Source organism: Acinetobacter sp. FDAARGOS_558 (assembly GCF_003937785.1).
In the GTDB taxonomy this organism is placed as follows: Bacteria; Pseudomonadota; Gammaproteobacteria; order Pseudomonadales; family Moraxellaceae; genus Acinetobacter; species Acinetobacter baumannii.
The window spans coordinates 1795985-1812614 of sequence record NZ_RKJH01000001.1 but is presented as its reverse complement, the minus strand read 5'-3'; the positions used below and the strand labels follow the sequence as shown (position 1 = coordinate 1812614).

Annotated in this window: 9 protein-coding genes, 2 tRNA genes and 3 rRNA genes; 8 read left to right on the top strand and 6 right to left on the bottom strand. The window is 40.3% G+C overall.

Features of this window, described 5'->3' with window-relative positions; genetic code table 11:
- Positions 1-28: 28 nt before the first annotated feature.
- Positions 29-1363, bottom strand: a complete 1335-nt coding sequence (gene hflX / locus EGT34_RS08660; protein ID WP_000456890.1) for a ribosome rescue GTPase HflX — start codon at positions 1361-1363, stop codon at positions 29-31.
- A gap of 203 nt (positions 1364-1566) precedes the next feature.
- Between hflX and EGT34_RS08655 the strand changes: the two genes are divergently transcribed.
- On the top strand, positions 1567-2376 hold the full coding sequence (locus EGT34_RS08655) for a lysophospholipid acyltransferase family protein (RefSeq protein WP_000195147.1): 810 nt from the start codon (positions 1567-1569) through the stop codon (positions 2374-2376).
- Here the strand turns inward: EGT34_RS08655 and EGT34_RS08650 are convergent, their stop codons facing one another.
- Positions 2377-4002, bottom strand: coding sequence for a phospholipase D family protein (locus tag EGT34_RS08650; RefSeq protein WP_000079185.1), 1626 nt, complete (start codon positions 4000-4002; stop codon positions 2377-2379). It lies immediately after the preceding gene.
- A 106-nt stretch (positions 4003-4108) separates the two neighbouring features.
- Here EGT34_RS08650 and EGT34_RS08645 point away from each other — a divergent pair, with 106 nt between their 5' ends.
- Positions 4109-5119 (top strand): metallophosphoesterase, encoded by a 1011-nt coding sequence (locus EGT34_RS08645; RefSeq protein ID WP_000267339.1) that lies wholly within the window; start codon positions 4109-4111, stop codon positions 5117-5119.
- Positions 5120-5166: 47 nt separating this feature from the next.
- Here EGT34_RS08645 and EGT34_RS08640 read toward each other — a convergent pair whose 3' ends face one another.
- The 3 genes from EGT34_RS08640 to EGT34_RS08630 are packed head-to-tail and all read right to left on the bottom strand — an operon-like array spanning position 5167 to position 7393.
- Entirely contained in the window at positions 5167-5646 is a 480-nt protein-coding gene (locus EGT34_RS08640) for an OmpA family protein (protein ID WP_001097560.1), read from the bottom strand.
- 14 nt (positions 5647-5660) lie between these two features.
- Complete coding sequence (locus EGT34_RS08635) at positions 5661-6884, bottom strand: diguanylate cyclase domain-containing protein (RefSeq protein ID WP_002014284.1); 1224 nt, start codon at positions 6882-6884, stop codon at positions 5661-5663.
- Between the two features lie 5 nt (positions 6885-6889).
- Positions 6890-7393, bottom strand: a complete 504-nt coding sequence (locus tag EGT34_RS08630) for a YfiR family protein (protein WP_001985194.1) — start codon at positions 7391-7393, stop codon at positions 6890-6892.
- Positions 7394-7935: 542 nt separating this feature from the next.
- On the opposite strand from EGT34_RS08630, the gene EGT34_RS08625 reads away from it, so the two are divergent.
- The 5 genes from EGT34_RS08625 to rrf all read left to right on the top strand — a co-directional run bounded on the left by EGT34_RS08625 (position 7936) and on the right by rrf (position 13266).
- Positions 7936-9469 (top strand): 16S ribosomal RNA (locus EGT34_RS08625).
- Between the two features lie 59 nt (positions 9470-9528).
- Positions 9529-9605, top strand: a tRNA-Ile gene (locus EGT34_RS08620).
- 55 nt (positions 9606-9660) lie between these two features.
- A tRNA-Ala gene (locus EGT34_RS08615) sits at positions 9661-9736 on the top strand.
- Between the two features lie 340 nt (positions 9737-10076).
- Positions 10077-12966: ribosomal RNA gene (locus EGT34_RS08610) — 23S ribosomal RNA — on the top strand.
- Between the two features lie 185 nt (positions 12967-13151).
- A 5S ribosomal RNA gene (rrf, locus tag EGT34_RS08605) occupies positions 13152-13266 on the top strand.
- Together the 16S, 23S and 5S rRNA genes with 2 tRNA genes alongside form the textbook arrangement of a ribosomal RNA operon.
- A gap of 218 nt (positions 13267-13484) precedes the next feature.
- Here rrf and EGT34_RS08600 read toward each other — a convergent pair.
- Complete coding sequence (locus EGT34_RS08600) at positions 13485-14858, bottom strand: dihydrolipoyl dehydrogenase (RefSeq protein WP_000459901.1); 1374 nt, start codon at positions 14856-14858, stop codon at positions 13485-13487.
- Between the two features lie 147 nt (positions 14859-15005).
- Here EGT34_RS08600 and EGT34_RS08595 point away from each other — a divergent pair, with 147 nt between their 5' ends.
- Complete coding sequence (locus EGT34_RS08595; RefSeq protein ID WP_000839936.1) at positions 15006-16484, top strand: hypothetical protein; 1479 nt, start codon at positions 15006-15008, stop codon at positions 16482-16484.
- Positions 16485-16630: the final 146 nt, after the last annotated feature.

The window sequence follows — 16630 nt, the reverse complement described above, 5'->3', positions numbered from 1 at the left end:
AAAGTTTACTTATCAAGTTTTAACTGATCTAGTGCTTGATTTCAAACTCTTCCAGCGGTCTTTTAAACTGACTTGCGCGTTCACCTAATATCTCATCTATAGGGAGTTTGGCTTGGCGAATTAACTGCTCAAGCTTATGAGGTGCAATTCGTATATCGATATGTAATAGCCCTTCATCGTCATAATGCTCAGATTGAATGACATTTAAAGCATAAAGTTGAGTACGCAATTTGCCATAAGCAGGTTTAAGTACCAATGAGAAGTGTTGAAGTTGTCCCATTAGACATTCTTGTACGGCTTGGCGTAGTAAATCTAGTCCTAACCCTGAGTGTGCAGATACATAAACACGATCTGGAACATGAGGCTCTGAATAAATAATTTTTGCCTCTTCGCCACTCAAATCAATTTTGTTATAAACACGAAGTACGGGTGCATCCGCTCCAATTTCCTTCAATACACCTTCAACGGCTTCAATCTGGTCAAGCATGTCATGACTACTACTATCGATGACATGTAAAAGCAGGGTAGCTTCAAGCGTTTCTTCTAAAGTTGCTTTAAATGATTCGACCAAATCATGTTGTAAGTTTCGTACGAACCCTACAGTATCTGCTAGAACCACCGTACCAATTCCATCCCATTCTAGGCGACGTAAGGTTGGATCAAGTGTTGCAAATAGTTGGTCGGCTGCATACACATCGCTTTTTGCTAGAATATTAAATAAGGTTGATTTACCCGCGTTGGTATAACCGACTAATGAAACAGTTGGGATCGAAGCTTTTTGTCTTGCAGCTCGTCCTTGCATACGGGTTTGATGGACTTTCTCTAACTTATCTTTTAACTGGGTAATACGAACACGAATGAGACGACGGTCTGTTTCGAGTTGTGATTCACCGGGACCGCGTAAACCAATACCACCTTTTTGTTGTTCAAAATCAGCAGACCAACCACGGATTAAACGGGTTGATAAATGTTTTAACTGAGCAAGTTCAACTTGTAATTTACCTTCATGGGTCCGCGCGCGCTGGGCAAAAATATCTAAGATGAGACCGGTGCGGTCAATAACGCGGCATTTTAAAATCTTTTCTAAATTACGCTCTTGGGCAGGGGTTAATGCATGATCAAAAATAACAAGACTTGCTTCTAATTCCTGAACTTGTTCTGCAATCTCATCAACTTTACCTGAACCAATAAAAAACTTAGGGTCCGGTTTATTACGTTGAACTTTAATGTGCTCAAGAATATCTGCACCAGCTGACTGTGCAAGTAGAGCAAATTCTTCGGCATCCAGATCATCTAATAATTGTACAGACACACTCACTAATATTGTGCGTTCACCGCCTTGATGCCGATCAACATATTCCACGTGGCTAAAAATCCTGAATAAGGTAAAACTTTATTCTAGAGGAAACTTGGACAAAAGGGGAAAGGGTTTACTCTTATTCTTTAGATTAACTACAGCGCATTTTATTTTTATTTGTGTCTATCACACAGCGATGCAAGTTTATTCCGAAACGTATAGAATGGCTCGAGATGGGTATAACAATGATTGATCGTTAGTGAAATTTTATGACTCAAACGCAAAGTATAGTGAATTCAACGTTAAAGAAATTTTCAAAAATAGGTTTATACGGAAAAAAAGTTACTTCAGCGACTGCGGCAATCAGTGAAGGTTTTTACTTAGTTTATCGTCATGGACTTTATAAAGATCCAAATAACCCTGTTAACACTCGATATGTTCAATATTTCTGTCGTCGTTTATGCCAAGTATTTAATCTTGAAGTTCAAGTACATGGCACAATCCCTAGAGAGCCCGCTTTATGGGTGAGTAACCATATTTCTTGGCTTGATATCGCCGTTTTAGGTTCAGGTGCACGTGTCTTCTTCTTAGCTAAAGCCGAGATAGAAAAGTGGCCTATTCTTGGCAATTTGGCGAAAGGTGGGGGCACCTTATTTATTAAACGTGGATCAGGTGACTCCATTAAAATTCGAGAGCAAATTACCGAATTTTTAAAGCAAAATATTCCGGTTTTATTTTTCCCTGAAGCGACTACTACAGATGGCCATTCTGTTAAGCGGGTTCATGGTCGTTTACTCGGAGCTGCTATCGAAGCTCAGCGTCCGGTACAGGTATGTTTAATCTGTTACGTAAACCGTCATGGTGAGTTAGATACCGTTGCACCATTTATTGGTGAGATGTCATTCGTTGAGCATATTCAACGTGTGCTAGAAATGCCGAAAGTAACAGCCCATTTACTTACACTTCCTCCTATTTCGGTAGAAGGCCATGATGTAAAAAGTTTGACTCAAGAAGTACAAGAAAAAATGGTTGAAGGATTGGCTCAATTACATAAAAAAGTACTTAAGCCAAAAAGTTAATTACATAAAACCTTCGAGTGGCAGCCATGATAGTAGTTTCATGCCTGCCTTTTGCCACCATTTCATTTCTGGTTCTTTTTTATAAATTACAGGGCCTTTTGAAGTTTCTTGTTGCCAGTAAATATGATTGTTTGGGTCGAGCTTTAATTTATAAGCATATTTGTTTAAGTTTTCATCCATCGTATGATGAATTGTTTTGGCCAGTGATGGACTATCTAAAATTACGCCAATTTCAGTATTTAAATACGCCGAACGTGGGTCAAAGTTAAATGAACCGATAAAAACCTGTTCATCTAATGCCATAAGTTTGGTGTGTAAACTTGAGCGGCTTAAACCTTTCATGTTTACTTTCGCTTTGGTTGCCAACTCATCCGTATTTTTATTTAAATCGCGTTTATCTGGAGTTGGTAAAAACTCATAAAGTTGAACGCCGTTTTTCAAAAGTTCTTTACGATATTTTCCATAAAACGCATGAACAACAGCTACGTCATTTGCTTTGAATGAGTTTGTTAAAACTCGAACTTCTACACCTTCTTTAGCAAGCGTACTTAAAATTTTAGCGCCTTGCTTTTCTGGAATAAAATAAGCCGAAATCAGGTCGACATTGCTTTCTGGTTTTTCCAAATGGTTAATCAATTGGAAATTTAAATGTTCTTCTTTTTTCGCTTTTGATCTAATTTTATCAGGTGAGTCTTTCACAACCTCTGCTTTAACCCAATCAAATTTAATATTACGGTCTAACCATTTATCAAAAGCATGTGATCTAGAGGTTAAGTCAAGGAAGTTCTGAACGGTGGCTTGTTGATAATGAGCATCAAGTTGTTGTTTTAAGCTTTCATAGCGCAAACGGTGTTGTTGAGCACTGACGATACTTTGGACTGAATATGCATATTCATGATTCCAGTAGTCATCAAAAGAATTCACGATATCATCAACGGCAGCACCAACCAACATGACATCGACGTCAGAAAATTGATAACTGTCGCTGACGTTGTAATACTGATTTGTCATATTGCGCCCACCAATAAGCGCAACCTGATTATCAGCAATAAAGCTCTTGTTATGCATACGACGATTGATACGTTTTAAGTCTAAAATCATATCCATCGCGCGATATTTGCGGAAACGGTAGGGATTAAATAATTTAACTTCAATATTTTTATGTTGAGAAAGCGCGAGTAACACGCCTTCCATCTTTTTAGCATTATTATCGTCAATTAATAAACGTACTTTAACACCACGATCAGCAGCACGAATAATTGCATGTAAAGCTAAAGCACCGACTTTATCGTTATCCCAAATATAGTATTGTAAATCTAAAGTCTTTTCGGCTTTATCAATCAGCCTTAAGCGAGCCGCGAGTGCTTCTAAGGGATCATTTAAAAGATGATAACCCGTTAAATTCGGATTTTTTTCACGTAAAGGCGTAATAATTTTTGAAAGAGAAGTTTGAGATGTATCGATATCTCGTGCGTATTGGATTGGTTCAGGGCTATGTTTGGGTAATGTGCTACAACCTGTCAAAGCCACAGCGAAACTTGAACATACGACTATAGAAGCTTTAATCAAAAAGCCTTTAGCCAGTTGATGAGTTTGAAGCTGTTTGGAATGAAAGGATTGTGCCATAATCAATACATACGATAAGGTGAGCTAGAGTATAATTCGTGCATATTGAAAGATAAATATTGAATTTGATTACTAGCAATCAATATAAGATAAGTCGAGAATCGTAATGTGGAACCCAAATTCAATCATCTTTTGTTTTTACCTTATTTTTTCAATACTTGCTCTCTGGGGAATTATTGAAGCCTGGGTTCATCAATCACGTACTGAAACGATTCATCCATTTAAAGCTTTTGTTCACTTACTTGCTTTTTATCTATCTTATCTTCTTGTTCCACTTTGGTTCTTTAATTTATACGCTGGTTGGATAGGTTATTACTCAATTCATGAAACCATTTTTATCTTTTTATTAAGCGGTATTCTCATTTACGCACGTTTTATAGAGCCACATATGGTACGTGTCGATGTTCACCAATATCGTTTAAATCCAGATCGCCATTTTGCTAAACCTGTAAAAGTCGCTTTAATTGCAGACTTACATATAGGCCTATTCTCTGGGCATGAACGTCAACTCAAAATCATTGTGAAAAAGCTTAATGAACAACAGCCAGACTTAGTAGTTGTGGCAGGAGACTGGACTTATGAGCCAGAAGATAAGCTAGTACAGGAACTGAGTGTACTTAAAGATATTAAAGCTCCAGTTTATTCAGTTCCAGGGAACCATGACGAGCAATATCCAGGTCCGCCTATTCAACAATTATTAAAAGATGCACTTCACTACAATGATGTAATGGATATTGAAGGAAAAATTGTTGAGTTTGATGAGTTCCGTTTAATCGGGATTGGTGACTTATGGGCAGGGAAAACCGATATGCGTTCAATGCCAGACTTACCTCAAGATAAACCATGGTTAATTCTTTCCCATAACCCTGATACGGTAGATATGGTCCCTAAATTACCTAATCGCCCTTTAATGTTGTCAGGTCATACACATGGAGGGCAGGTCGAACTTCCGTGGGTAACCAACTATATTATGAAAAAAGTATCAATTTTAGGCCATAAACGTGGTTTCTATTCGCATGAACACGCCGATGTATTTGTTACCGTAGGAACAGGTATGGTTGGAATACCATTAAGATTTCGTGTACCGCCTACTATTGATATTATTGAACTTGTATAAAACAAAAAAGCCAATCACAAAGGATTGGCTTTTTTATAATGAGAAATTTAAGGAATAATTACGATAGCAACACGACGATTAATTGCCCGATTTTCATTGGTTGTATTCGGGACATACGGTTGAGTTGAACCACGTCCAATAACGTAAATATTTTCCTTTTTAAAACCGTGAGTCAAGAAGAGGTTCGCAACACTTTGTGCACGTTCTTCAGATAACTTCTGGTTGTATTCAGGATTACCTACATCGTCAGTGTGACCAACGATTTTTAATTTATTCAAATCATATTTATTTAATTGATTTGCTAAACGTGTAAGCTCTGCTTCATGACTTTGTTTTAATGTTGCGTCATTAAAATCAAATAATAAGCGTTCCGGTAAACCTAGAGTCCAGCCTTCATTAGTAAGTACAAACCCCTCTTTTTTTAGCATTTTTACTTGACGATATTTCAAAGGACCAAAACTCAAGCAGCCTGCAAGCGCGATGCACAGCAATGCAATAAAGGAGAGTTTCAAAGATCTTGTATTCATAAATTAGCCTAAATTTAATTCTCTGGTTTATAAATAAACCAATGTTGCTCAGAAGTCTTAGCCTTATACATCGCTTGATCTGCTTGCATAATAAAATCTTCTGGACTAGACGCAAATTGGGATAAAGCAATCCCTACACTAAAACTGAAATAAATCGTTTGATCATTTAGATGCAAAGGTTCTTTACAGCTTTCGAGTAAATTTTCAGCAATAGATATTAAATGATCAGCATGCGTAATGGAATGCAAAATAACCGCAAATTCATCACCACCTAAACGGGCAATAAAATCTTGATGACGTAAACGCGTTTGTAACCTTTTCGCCATCTCTTTTAAAACCTCATCACCAGCTAAATGTCCGAACTGATCATTAATTGATTTGAAGTTATTGTTATCTATAAACAATAAGGCTGACTTATTATCAAAATCCTTATCTTCAAACATATCTAATAGTATTTGATAAAAATAATGTCTATTCGGTAATAGGGTCAGCTGGTCATGATGAGCTTGAAACGATAATTTACGATTTTCCTTTTGCAGCTGATTATCCCAAATCTGAATTTCTTCAAGTAACTCATTAAAAACTGTATTTAGATCTTGAAACTCTTTTATTCGGTTATAAGGAAAACGAAGGTTATAAGCTTTTTGTTCACTTACGATTTGAGCAATATTTGTGAGTGGATAAATCGCTTGCATAATTTGACGATAAGTCAAATTCACTGACCACCACAATGCACAAACAATAAACAGCATCGCAATAGCAAGGCCGACCATAATCATCTTTAAAAATTGCAATATTTTTTCAGAACTACCAAAAAGGGTGAGTTCACCTACATTCTGTTGATGATGATAAATCGTTAAATGTACCGGCTCATTTAAAAACCAGTGATCAAACCATTTCTCTAATACCGAAGTTTGACTCGACAACTTAAAACTTTGAGCAATCAGGTGATGTTCAGAGTCATAAATATGAATCGCTCGAATAGAGTGATCATTTGTGTATTCATTTAAGATTTGTTCGATCGTGATCTTATCGTTAAACACAACGGCAGGCTGAATACGCTCAAGAAGAGTATGGCTAAGTAATTGCAAATTTTGTTTTGCATAAGTTTCCATCGTAAAAACGGAAATTGATACAAATGTAAAAGAGCAAATAAAAAAAGTTATAGCAAAAATCGTAAATTGAGACTTTCTAAAAAGTGCATGTAGCGAAGTGGATTGATACAACTTAGATATCATAATCCTTACTCCGCGTTCTTAGCCAAGAGTAAAACCCTTGGATCAATATGGACCTTGGAATGGCTTAATGCATCTAAGTTAACTTTAAAAGTGGTGTAATTATTTTGATTATATAAACAAAAGATACTACCAACTTCACATTCTGGATTATTAATACTTAAAGAAAGCAAAGAACGATATGGATAATTCTGAATTAAGTTTTGCTGCTGCTGAGGTGGTGTGGTAGAGAAATAAACAGCTTGGCAATGCGATTTAGAAAAATCTTTAGCATTAACGGTTTGTACACGATAATTATAAGATAATTGTTGAATATAAGACTGGAAGGTAGAAGTAATTGATGCATTATCAATTACACAAAGAGTAGGCGTGCTTACATTCTCCCATTTGCTATAACTTAAAATAGATAAAGTGAGCACATAAAAGTTATGTTTTGAATTGGCATAAGCAGGCCCACTCGTAGCAAACACTACAAGTATGCAAAATAATACTTTCTTAGCGGAGTGCCACATGGTGAGTTAATGCCAAATCAATTGCACGAATAATCTATTCTACATGAAGTTGAATAACTAAAAAAAGTTTAATATCTCATCTAATATCCAGTGAAAAGCCTAAAAAATGTACGCTTGATATGAAATGCTAGAAAAAGGGGTTGCAAAGGGAATGAGATGGTCTATAATGCACATCCATCGGCGGTGATGCAGATAGAAACTTGTTGAAAAACAGTTACTTGTGATTAGATTGATTGCTTTAAGTGATGAATTTGATGGTAAGTTGGTTTGGAGAATAAGTTTTAAAAATATCGAAATTACCTGTTGACTTTTAAGAGATTAAGAGTAATATAGCCGACCTAGCTTGCTGGTGACGAACTAGTAAGAAGATCATTAAGAGAATTGAAGAACAACTTGTGTGGATTTTTACTGATTGATTAATCGAAATAATTTTCATTGATTGATTGGTTTAAATTACTCGAAGTTTATTTGAGCGAAATTTAAGTCAGTAATTGATGAGCCAGAATTGGCACCTTGTCTATAAATAAGGTGCAAAATGATTTTAACTGAAGAGTTTGATCATGGCTCAGATTGAACGCTGGCGGCAGGCTTAACACATGCAAGTCGAGCGGGGGAAGGTAGCTTGCTACTGGACCTAGCGGCGGACGGGTGAGTAATGCTTAGGAATCTGCCTATTAGTGGGGGACAACATCTCGAAAGGGATGCTAATACCGCATACGTCCTACGGGAGAAAGCAGGGGATCTTCGGACCTTGCGCTAATAGATGAGCCTAAGTCGGATTAGCTAGTTGGTGGGGTAAAGGCCTACCAAGGCGACGATCTGTAGCGGGTCTGAGAGGATGATCCGCCACACTGGGACTGAGACACGGCCCAGACTCCTACGGGAGGCAGCAGTGGGGAATATTGGACAATGGGGGAACCCTGATCCAGCCATGCCGCGTGTGTGAAGAAGGCCTTATGGTTGTAAAGCACTTTAAGCGAGGAGGAGGCTACTTTAGTTAATACCTAGAGATAGTGGACGTTACTCGCAGAATAAGCACCGGCTAACTCTGTGCCAGCAGCCGCGGTAATACAGAGGGTGCGAGCGTTAATCGGATTTACTGGGCGTAAAGCGTGCGTAGGCGGCTTATTAAGTCGGATGTGAAATCCCCGAGCTTAACTTGGGAATTGCATTCGATACTGGTGAGCTAGAGTATGGAGAGGATGGTAGAATTCCAGGTGTAGCGGTGAAATGCGTAGAGATCTGGAGGAATACCGATGGCGAAGGCAGCCATCTGGCCTAATACTGACGCTGAGGTACGAAAGCATGGGGAGCAAACAGGATTAGATACCCTGGTAGTCCATGCCGTAAACGATGTCTACTAGCCGTTGGGGCCTTTGAGGCTTTAGTGGCGCAGCTAACGCGATAAGTAGACCGCCTGGGGAGTACGGTCGCAAGACTAAAACTCAAATGAATTGACGGGGGCCCGCACAAGCGGTGGAGCATGTGGTTTAATTCGATGCAACGCGAAGAACCTTACCTGGCCTTGACATACTAGAAACTTTCCAGAGATGGATTGGTGCCTTCGGGAATCTAGATACAGGTGCTGCATGGCTGTCGTCAGCTCGTGTCGTGAGATGTTGGGTTAAGTCCCGCAACGAGCGCAACCCTTTTCCTTACTTGCCAGCATTTCGGATGGGAACTTTAAGGATACTGCCAGTGACAAACTGGAGGAAGGTGGGGACGACGTCAAGTCATCATGGCCCTTACGGCCAGGGCTACACACGTGCTACAATGGTCGGTACAAAGGGTTGCTACACAGCGATGTGATGCTAATCTCAAAAGCCGATCGTAGTCCGGATTGGAGTCTGCAACTCGACTCCATGAAGTCGGAATCGCTAGTAATCGCGGATCAGAATGCCGCGGTGAATACGTTCCCGGGCCTTGTACACACCGCCCGTCACACCATGGGAGTTTGTTGCACCAGAAGTAGCTAGCCTAACTGCAAAGAGGGCGGTTACCACGGTGTGGCCGATGACTGGGGTGAAGTCGTAACAAGGTAGCCGTAGGGGAACCTGCGGCTGGATCACCTCCTTAACGAAAGATTGACGATTGGTAAGAATCCACAACAAGTTGTTCTTCATAGATGTATCTGAGGGTCTGTAGCTCAGTTGGTTAGAGCACACGCTTGATAAGCGTGGGGTCACAAGTTCAAGTCTTGTCAGACCCACCATGACTTTGACTGGTTGAAGTTATAGATAAAAGATACATGATTGATGATGTAAGCTGGGGACTTAGCTTAGTTGGTAGAGCGCCTGCTTTGCACGCAGGAGGTCAGGAGTTCGACTCTCCTAGTCTCCACCAGAACTTAAGATAAGTTCGGATTACAGAAATTAGTAAATAAAGATTGAGATCTTGGTTTATTAACTTCTGTGATTTCATTATCACGGTAATTAGTGTGATCTGACGAAGACACATTAACTCATTAACAGATTGGCAAAATTGAGTCTGAAATAAATTGTTCACTCAAGAGTTTAGGTTAAGCAATTAATCTAGATGAATTGAGAACTAGCAAATTAACTGAATCAAGCGTTTTGGTATGTGAATTTAGATTGAAGCTGTACGGTGCTTAAGTGCACAGTGCTCTAAACTGAAATGTTGAAGTTACTAACTTGTAGGTAACATCGACTGTTTGGGGTTGTATAGTCAAGTAATTAAGTGCATGTGGTGGATGCCTTGGCAGTCAGAGGCGATGAAAGACGTGATAGCCTGCGAAAAGCTCCGGGGAGGCGGCAAATATCCTTTGATCCGGAGATGTCTGAATGGGGGAACCCACCTACTTTAAGGTAGGTATTGCAACATGAATACATAGTGTTGCAAGGCGAACGAGGGGAAGTGAAACATCTCAGTACCCTTAGGAAAAGAAATCAATTGAGATTCCCTCAGTAGCGGCGAGCGAACGGGGATCAGCCCATTAAGTTATGTGTGTTTTAGTGGAACGCTCTGGGAAGTGCGAACGTAGAGGGTGATATTCCCGTACACGAAAGGGCACACATAATGATGACGAGTAGGGCGAGGCACGTGAAACCTTGTCTGAATATGGGGGACCATCCTCCAAGGCTAAATACTCCTGACTGACCGATAGTGAACCAGTACCGTGAGGGAAAGGCGAAAAGAACCCCTGTGAGGGGAGTGAAATAGATCCTGAAACCGCATGCATACAAGCAGTGGGAGCACCTTCGTGGTGTGACTGCGTACCTTTTGTATAATGGGTCAGCGACTTATATTCAGTAGCGAGGTTAACCGTATAGGGGAGCCGTAGAGAAATCGAGTCTTAATAGGGCGTTTAGTTGCTGGGTATAGACCCGAAACCAGGCGATCTATCCATGAGCAGGTTGAAGGTTGGGTAACACTAACTGGAGGACCGAACCCACTGTCGTTGAAAAGCCAGGGGATGACTTGTGGATAGGGGTGAAAGGCTAATCAAGCCTGGTGATAGCTGGTTCTCCCCGAAAGCTATTTAGGTAGCGCCTCGGACGAATACCATAGGGGTAGAGCACTGTTTCGGCTAGGGGGTCATCCCGACTTACCAAACCGATGCAAACTCCGAATACCTATGAGTACTATCCGGGAGACAGACTGCGGGTGCTAACGTCCGTAGTCAAGAGGAAAACAATCCAGACCGCCAGCTAAGGCCCCAAATCATAGTTAAGTGGGAAACGATGTGGGAAGGCATAGACAGCTAGGAGGTTGGCTTAGAAGCAGCCACCCTTTAAAGAAAGCGTAATAGCTCACTAGTCGAGTCGGCCTGCGCGGAAGATGTAACGGGGCTAAAACTATGTGCCGAAGCTGCGGATGTATACTTTGTATACGTGGTAGGGGAGCGTTCTGTAAGCCGATGAAGGTGTGTTGAGAAGCATGCTGGAGGTATCAGAAGTGCGAATGCTGACGTGAGTAACGACAAAACGGGTGAAAAACCCGTTCGCCGAAAGACCAAGGGTTCCAGTCCAACGTTAATCGGGGCTGGGTGAGTCGACCCCTAAGGCGAGGCCGAAAGGCGTAGTCGATGGGAAAATGGTTAATATTCCATTACTTCTGTGTAATGCGATGAGAGGACGGAGAAGGCTAAATCAGCCTGGCGTTGGTTGTCCAGGTGAAAGGATGTAGGCATGTATCTTAGGCAAATCCGGGGTACTCTATGCTGAGATCTGATAGCAAGCTGTACTTGTACAGCGAAGTGGTTGATGCCATGCTTCCAGGAAAAGTCTCTAAGCTTCAGTTACACAGGAATCGTACCCGAAACCGACACAGGTGGTCAGGTCGAGTAGACCAAGGCGCTTGAGAGAACTCTGCTGAAGGAACTAGGCAAAATGGTACCGTAACTTCGGGAGAAGGTACGCTGTTGTTGGTGATGGAACTCGCTTCCTGAGCTGACGACAGCCGCAGAAACCAGGCCGCTGCAACTGTTTATTAAAAACATAGCACTCTGCAAACACGAAAGTGGACGTATAGGGTGTGATGCCTGCCCGGTGCTGGAAGGTTAATTGATGGGGTTAGCGTAAGCGAAGCTCTTGATCGAAGCCCCAGTAAACGGCGGCCGTAACTATAACGGTCCTAAGGTAGCGAAATTCCTTGTCGGGTAAGTTCCGACCTGCACGAATGGCATAATGATGGCGGCGCTGTCTCCAGCAGAGGCTCAGTGAAATCGAAATCGCTGTGAAGATGCAGTGTACCCGCGGCTAGACGGAAAGACCCCGTGAACCTTTACTGCAGCTTGACACTGAACTTTGACCTTACTTGTGTAGGATAGGTGGGAGGCTTTGAAGCTGGAACGCTAGTTCCAGTGGAGCCGTCCTTGAAATACCACCCTGGTAATGTTGAGGTTCTAACTCTGTCCCGTGATCCGGGACGAGGACCGTGTCTGGTGGGTAGTTTGACTGGGGCGGTCTCCTCCTAAAGAGTAACGGAGGAGTACGAAGGTGCGCTCAGCGTGGTCGGAAATCACGCGTAGAGTATAAAGGCAAAAGCGCGCTTAACTGCGAGACCCACAAGTCGAGCAGGTACGAAAGTAGGTCTTAGTGATCCGGTGGTTCTGTATGGAAGGGCCATCGCTCAACGGATAAAAGGTACTCTGGGGATAACAGGCTGATACCGCCCAAGAGTTCATATCGACGGCGGTGTTTGGCACCTCGATGTCGGCTCATCTCATCCTGGGGCTGAAGCAGGTCCCAAGGGTATGGCTGTTCGCCATTTAAAGAGGTACGCGAGCTGGGTTTAGAACGTCGTGAGACAGTTCGGTCCCTATCTACCGTGGGCGCTGGAAATTTGAGAGGATCTGCTCCTAGTACGAGAGGACCAGAGTGGACGAACCTCTGGTGTACCGGTTGTGACGCCAGTCGCATCGCCGGGTAGCTATGTTCGGAAGGGATAACCGCTGAAAGCATCTAAGCGGGAAGCCTACCTCAAGATAAGATTTCCCTAGGACTTTATGTCCTCTAAAGAGCCGTTCGAGACTAGGACGTTGATAGGTTGGATGTGGAAGCATAGTGATATGTGAAGCTGACCAATACTAATTGCTCGTGAGGCTTGACTATACAACACCCAAGCAGTTGTATATGAAGCATCAATCGATTCTTAAATATGCAAGACAACTTGATTTAGTTATACCTCTAGCTAAAATGAACAGATAAAGTAAGATTCAATTCAGCCCAGTCTGTTACAGATTTGGAAAACGCTTCGGCATTAAATAAGACCCAAGCAAGTATCCATAAACAGTTGTGCTGGCGACCATAGCAAGAGTGAACCACCTGATCCCTTCCCGAACTCAGAAGTGAAACCTCTTAGCGCTGATGGTAGTGTGGGATTACCCATGTGAGAGTAAGTCATCGCCAGCTCATTATTCTAAACACCCCAATCTCAAAAGAGGTTGGGGTGTTTTTTTATATAGAAAATCAAAATATTAAAGTGGCTAGGTAATAAAAATAAATCGTGTGTTATCTAGCTGAACAAATTTAGCCTCAGTTTAATCAAACAGAAAATTAGTACTCAAAAGAAGAAGGCTACTTGAAGTATAGAGAGCTAACTTCTCAAGAGAGTTCCGTTCTAATAATAACTATTTCAACTGTCTGCGAGCATGTTTAAGAGCAGTACGAAGGCCTTCTTCTAGTGTTGGATGATAGAAAGGTTTCTCTAAAATATCATTTAAAGTTAGCTTTTCTCCAATAATCCAGCTTAATAGATGGGCCATATGTTCTGTAGCTTCGGTAAATAACTCTGCACCAAGCAATTTCTGACTTTCCCGCTCTATATAAACTTCAATAGCACCCTTATTTTTCCCGAGTACGATAGCTCTACCTTGTCTTTCATAAGATGCTTCACCTGTAACAAAATCTACTCCATTATCTTTAAGTTGTTTATAACTTTGTCCCACAATTGCCATTTCTGGATGACTAAATACAATTCCTAAGGGAGGGAGGGTCTTAACTGAATTAAGCTGTGGATAATTTAAACAGTTATGAACAACTTTTTTGCCTTCATGGGCAGCTTCATGTTGTAAAGGCGTAGAGGTGTACGCATCACCAGCAATAAAAATTGGATAGTTATCTAATTGTTTAGTTTTTGCATTTATAGGTAGTAATTTAATATCTTTAAAAGATTTATCAATATTTTCTAGCTTTAGCGTGTCAAGTAAGCTCGAACGACCTGTTGCAGATAATACATACTCAACTTGAATAGACTTTTCTTTTTCATCAATTTTATAATTCAATATAACGCCATCAGAAGTAGACTTAACCTCATGAGGCAATGTCTCGAATAAAAAATTTAACTCTTTACTCAGTTCTTCTTGAGCGAGCTGTTGTAGCTTAGGACTAGTAAATATCCCGATTCTTTTACTACGAGCAAATATAGTGGTTTCTACACCCAAACGATGCATGGCTTGGGCAATCTCTAAGGCAATTACTCCACTTCCAATAATAGCGATAGACTTGGGTAGGGTGTTTAATTCAAATATTTGATCTGTAGTAATAAGACGATCATCTAATTCTTGTTTCCAACTTTGATCATAATTGGGTGTAGAGCCTACTGCTAAAATAAAACTTTTTGACTGATATCGTTTACCATTTACTTCAACAGTTTTTGCATCAATAAAATGAGCTTTACCCGAAATTTTATGTTCAGTGGGCCATTGTTCGACATCTTTTACTGTGGCCTTAGTAAAACGATCACGTAAGGTTCTCACATGCTCCATAACCTGATCAGTATTAATATCTGCTGAAGCACTCAGCCCAACCTCTTGAGCATTTTGTATATCATGCATACGGTTTGCAGTAGAGATTAAGACTTTACTTGGCATACATCCTACACGTGCGCAAGTGGTATCCCAAGGGCCATCATTTATAATTAAAAGATTATTAGTGTATTTTACTGCTTCTTTATAAGCGCTAATACCAGCCGTACCCGCGCCAATGATAATAAGATCGAACATTATGAATCCTAATAACTATAAATTTTTCGTATAATAAGCTACATAATAAAACTCAATGTAATTTATGTTTACAGAGTGCATCCAATATGATTACACTAATAATATAAATAATTAAAAAATCTTATACCTTTAGGAAAGATTGGGGAAATGAAAAGTATGTATAAAAAACAACTTACCTTGAAGTTGTCGGCTATTGCTGTGTCAATTATTTTAGCAAGTTGTGGCGGGGGAGGCGATGATGGCTATTACCAAAATGGTTCATCAAATAGTAACTCATCATCTGGAAGTAATAATAGTGGAGCTCAGCCAGCGGCTGCTACAGCTTTAAAGATAGAACTAGATAAATTATCAGTTGCTGCAACGAATGATACTTTAACTGTTACTGTTAGAGCTTTAGATAAGAATAAAGGCGGTGTTGCTGGTGCTAATGTCACTTTGGAATTAGATGATCCAACAAATAACGTATCTATAGAAGGCGTATCTACTCAAACTACTGATGCGGCAGGTAATGCTATATACATTATAAAAACACCAAAAACATCGAGTTCGATAAATGAGTTGGTGAAAAATGGTTTCAAATTAAAAGTCTCTACGAATAATGGTACGCTTACTCAAGAACAGACAGTGACAGTAACAGGTAGCAACAGTACTGTCGAAGCTGATACTACGAGTATTGTATTGTTTGATGCTACAAAAACCTCTCTAAATGTTAGAGGTGATCAAACAACCGTCACATTAACAGCTGTAGATGCAAATGGTGCAACTTTAGCAAACCAAGCGATTACACTTAAAGTTAGAAATTCAGTTTTAAATGGTGTCAAATTTACTCCTAATGCGACACAAACTGATGTAAATGGTCAGATCAGCTATACTTTATCTTTTAGTGAAAATCAAAGAACTTCATCATATAGTGCTGGTCAGTTCGTAACAGATGATCTTGTTTTAGAAGCAAACTTTGGCCAATCTACAAAAATTTATACTTATAAACTTGATGTGGTTAATTCTGATGTACCAGTAGCAGTAGGCGCTATTGCCGTAGCATATAATCCGACCACAATGGAAGATTCAAGTGATGGAGTCTACTACTATAAAAATATTTCAGTACAAGTGACTGATGTGGATGGTAAACCGATACCCAATCAAGATGTAGTCATGGGCGTTAATGCTCTTGCGTATTATAAGGGCCGATATGGGTTTGTTGATACTTCTAATCCAACTGATGGTAAACCAGATGAATATCTTCCTGTTATTAGAACAGCCTGTACATCACCAGTCCAAGCTGTAAATGTGAATGGGGACGTTATTAATCAATTAAAGCCGCTTAAAGAAAATTCTACAGTCCAAGTTGTATCGTATATCAACAGTGCAGGTACCGCTGCAACCAATAATAAATATACGACAGATGCAAATGGACGTTTTGATCTTAAAATTCAATATCCTAAAATTTATGCATCATGGTTAACTGTTCAGTTAACGGCTAAATCTACAGTTTCGGGAAGTTTAATTAAAGGTTCTACATCCTTAACTTTAGGTTATTTAACTAAAGATGTCAGCCTTACGGATCTTAATGGCCCAAATATGGAAAGTCCATATGGAATAGATCCAAACTGTTCAAATGGTAATTAATATAAAAAGAAGCAGCCTTTGAGCTGCTTCTTTTTTAGAGTTGTGTTCCCATACTTACCCCGACAGTAGGGCGTACTTGCATAGATGAACACGCGCTGAGAATAAGGCAGCTTACTAATAACAAAATCAATTTATTCATAAAATAA

Coding starts and splice junctions, on each gene's coding strand:
- EGT34_RS08640 (WP_001097560.1), bottom strand. CDS start 5,646: ATGAATACAAGATCTTTGAAACTCTCCTTTATTGCATTGCTGTGCATC.
- EGT34_RS08645 (WP_000267339.1), top strand. CDS start 4,109: ATGTGGAACCCAAATTCAATCATCTTTTGTTTTTACCTTATTTTTTCA.
- EGT34_RS08650 (WP_000079185.1), bottom strand. CDS start 4,002: ATGGCACAATCCTTTCATTCCAAACAGCTTCAAACTCATCAACTGGCT.
- EGT34_RS08600 (WP_000459901.1), bottom strand. CDS start 14,858: ATGTTCGATCTTATTATCATTGGCGCGGGTACGGCTGGTATTAGCGCT.
- EGT34_RS08595 (WP_000839936.1), top strand. CDS start 15,006: ATGAAAAGTATGTATAAAAAACAACTTACCTTGAAGTTGTCGGCTATT.
- EGT34_RS08630 (WP_001985194.1), bottom strand. CDS start 7,393: ATGTGGCACTCCGCTAAGAAAGTATTATTTTGCATACTTGTAGTGTTT.
- EGT34_RS08635 (WP_002014284.1), bottom strand. CDS start 6,884: ATGATATCTAAGTTGTATCAATCCACTTCGCTACATGCACTTTTTAGA.
- EGT34_RS08655 (WP_000195147.1), top strand. CDS start 1,567: ATGACTCAAACGCAAAGTATAGTGAATTCAACGTTAAAGAAATTTTCA.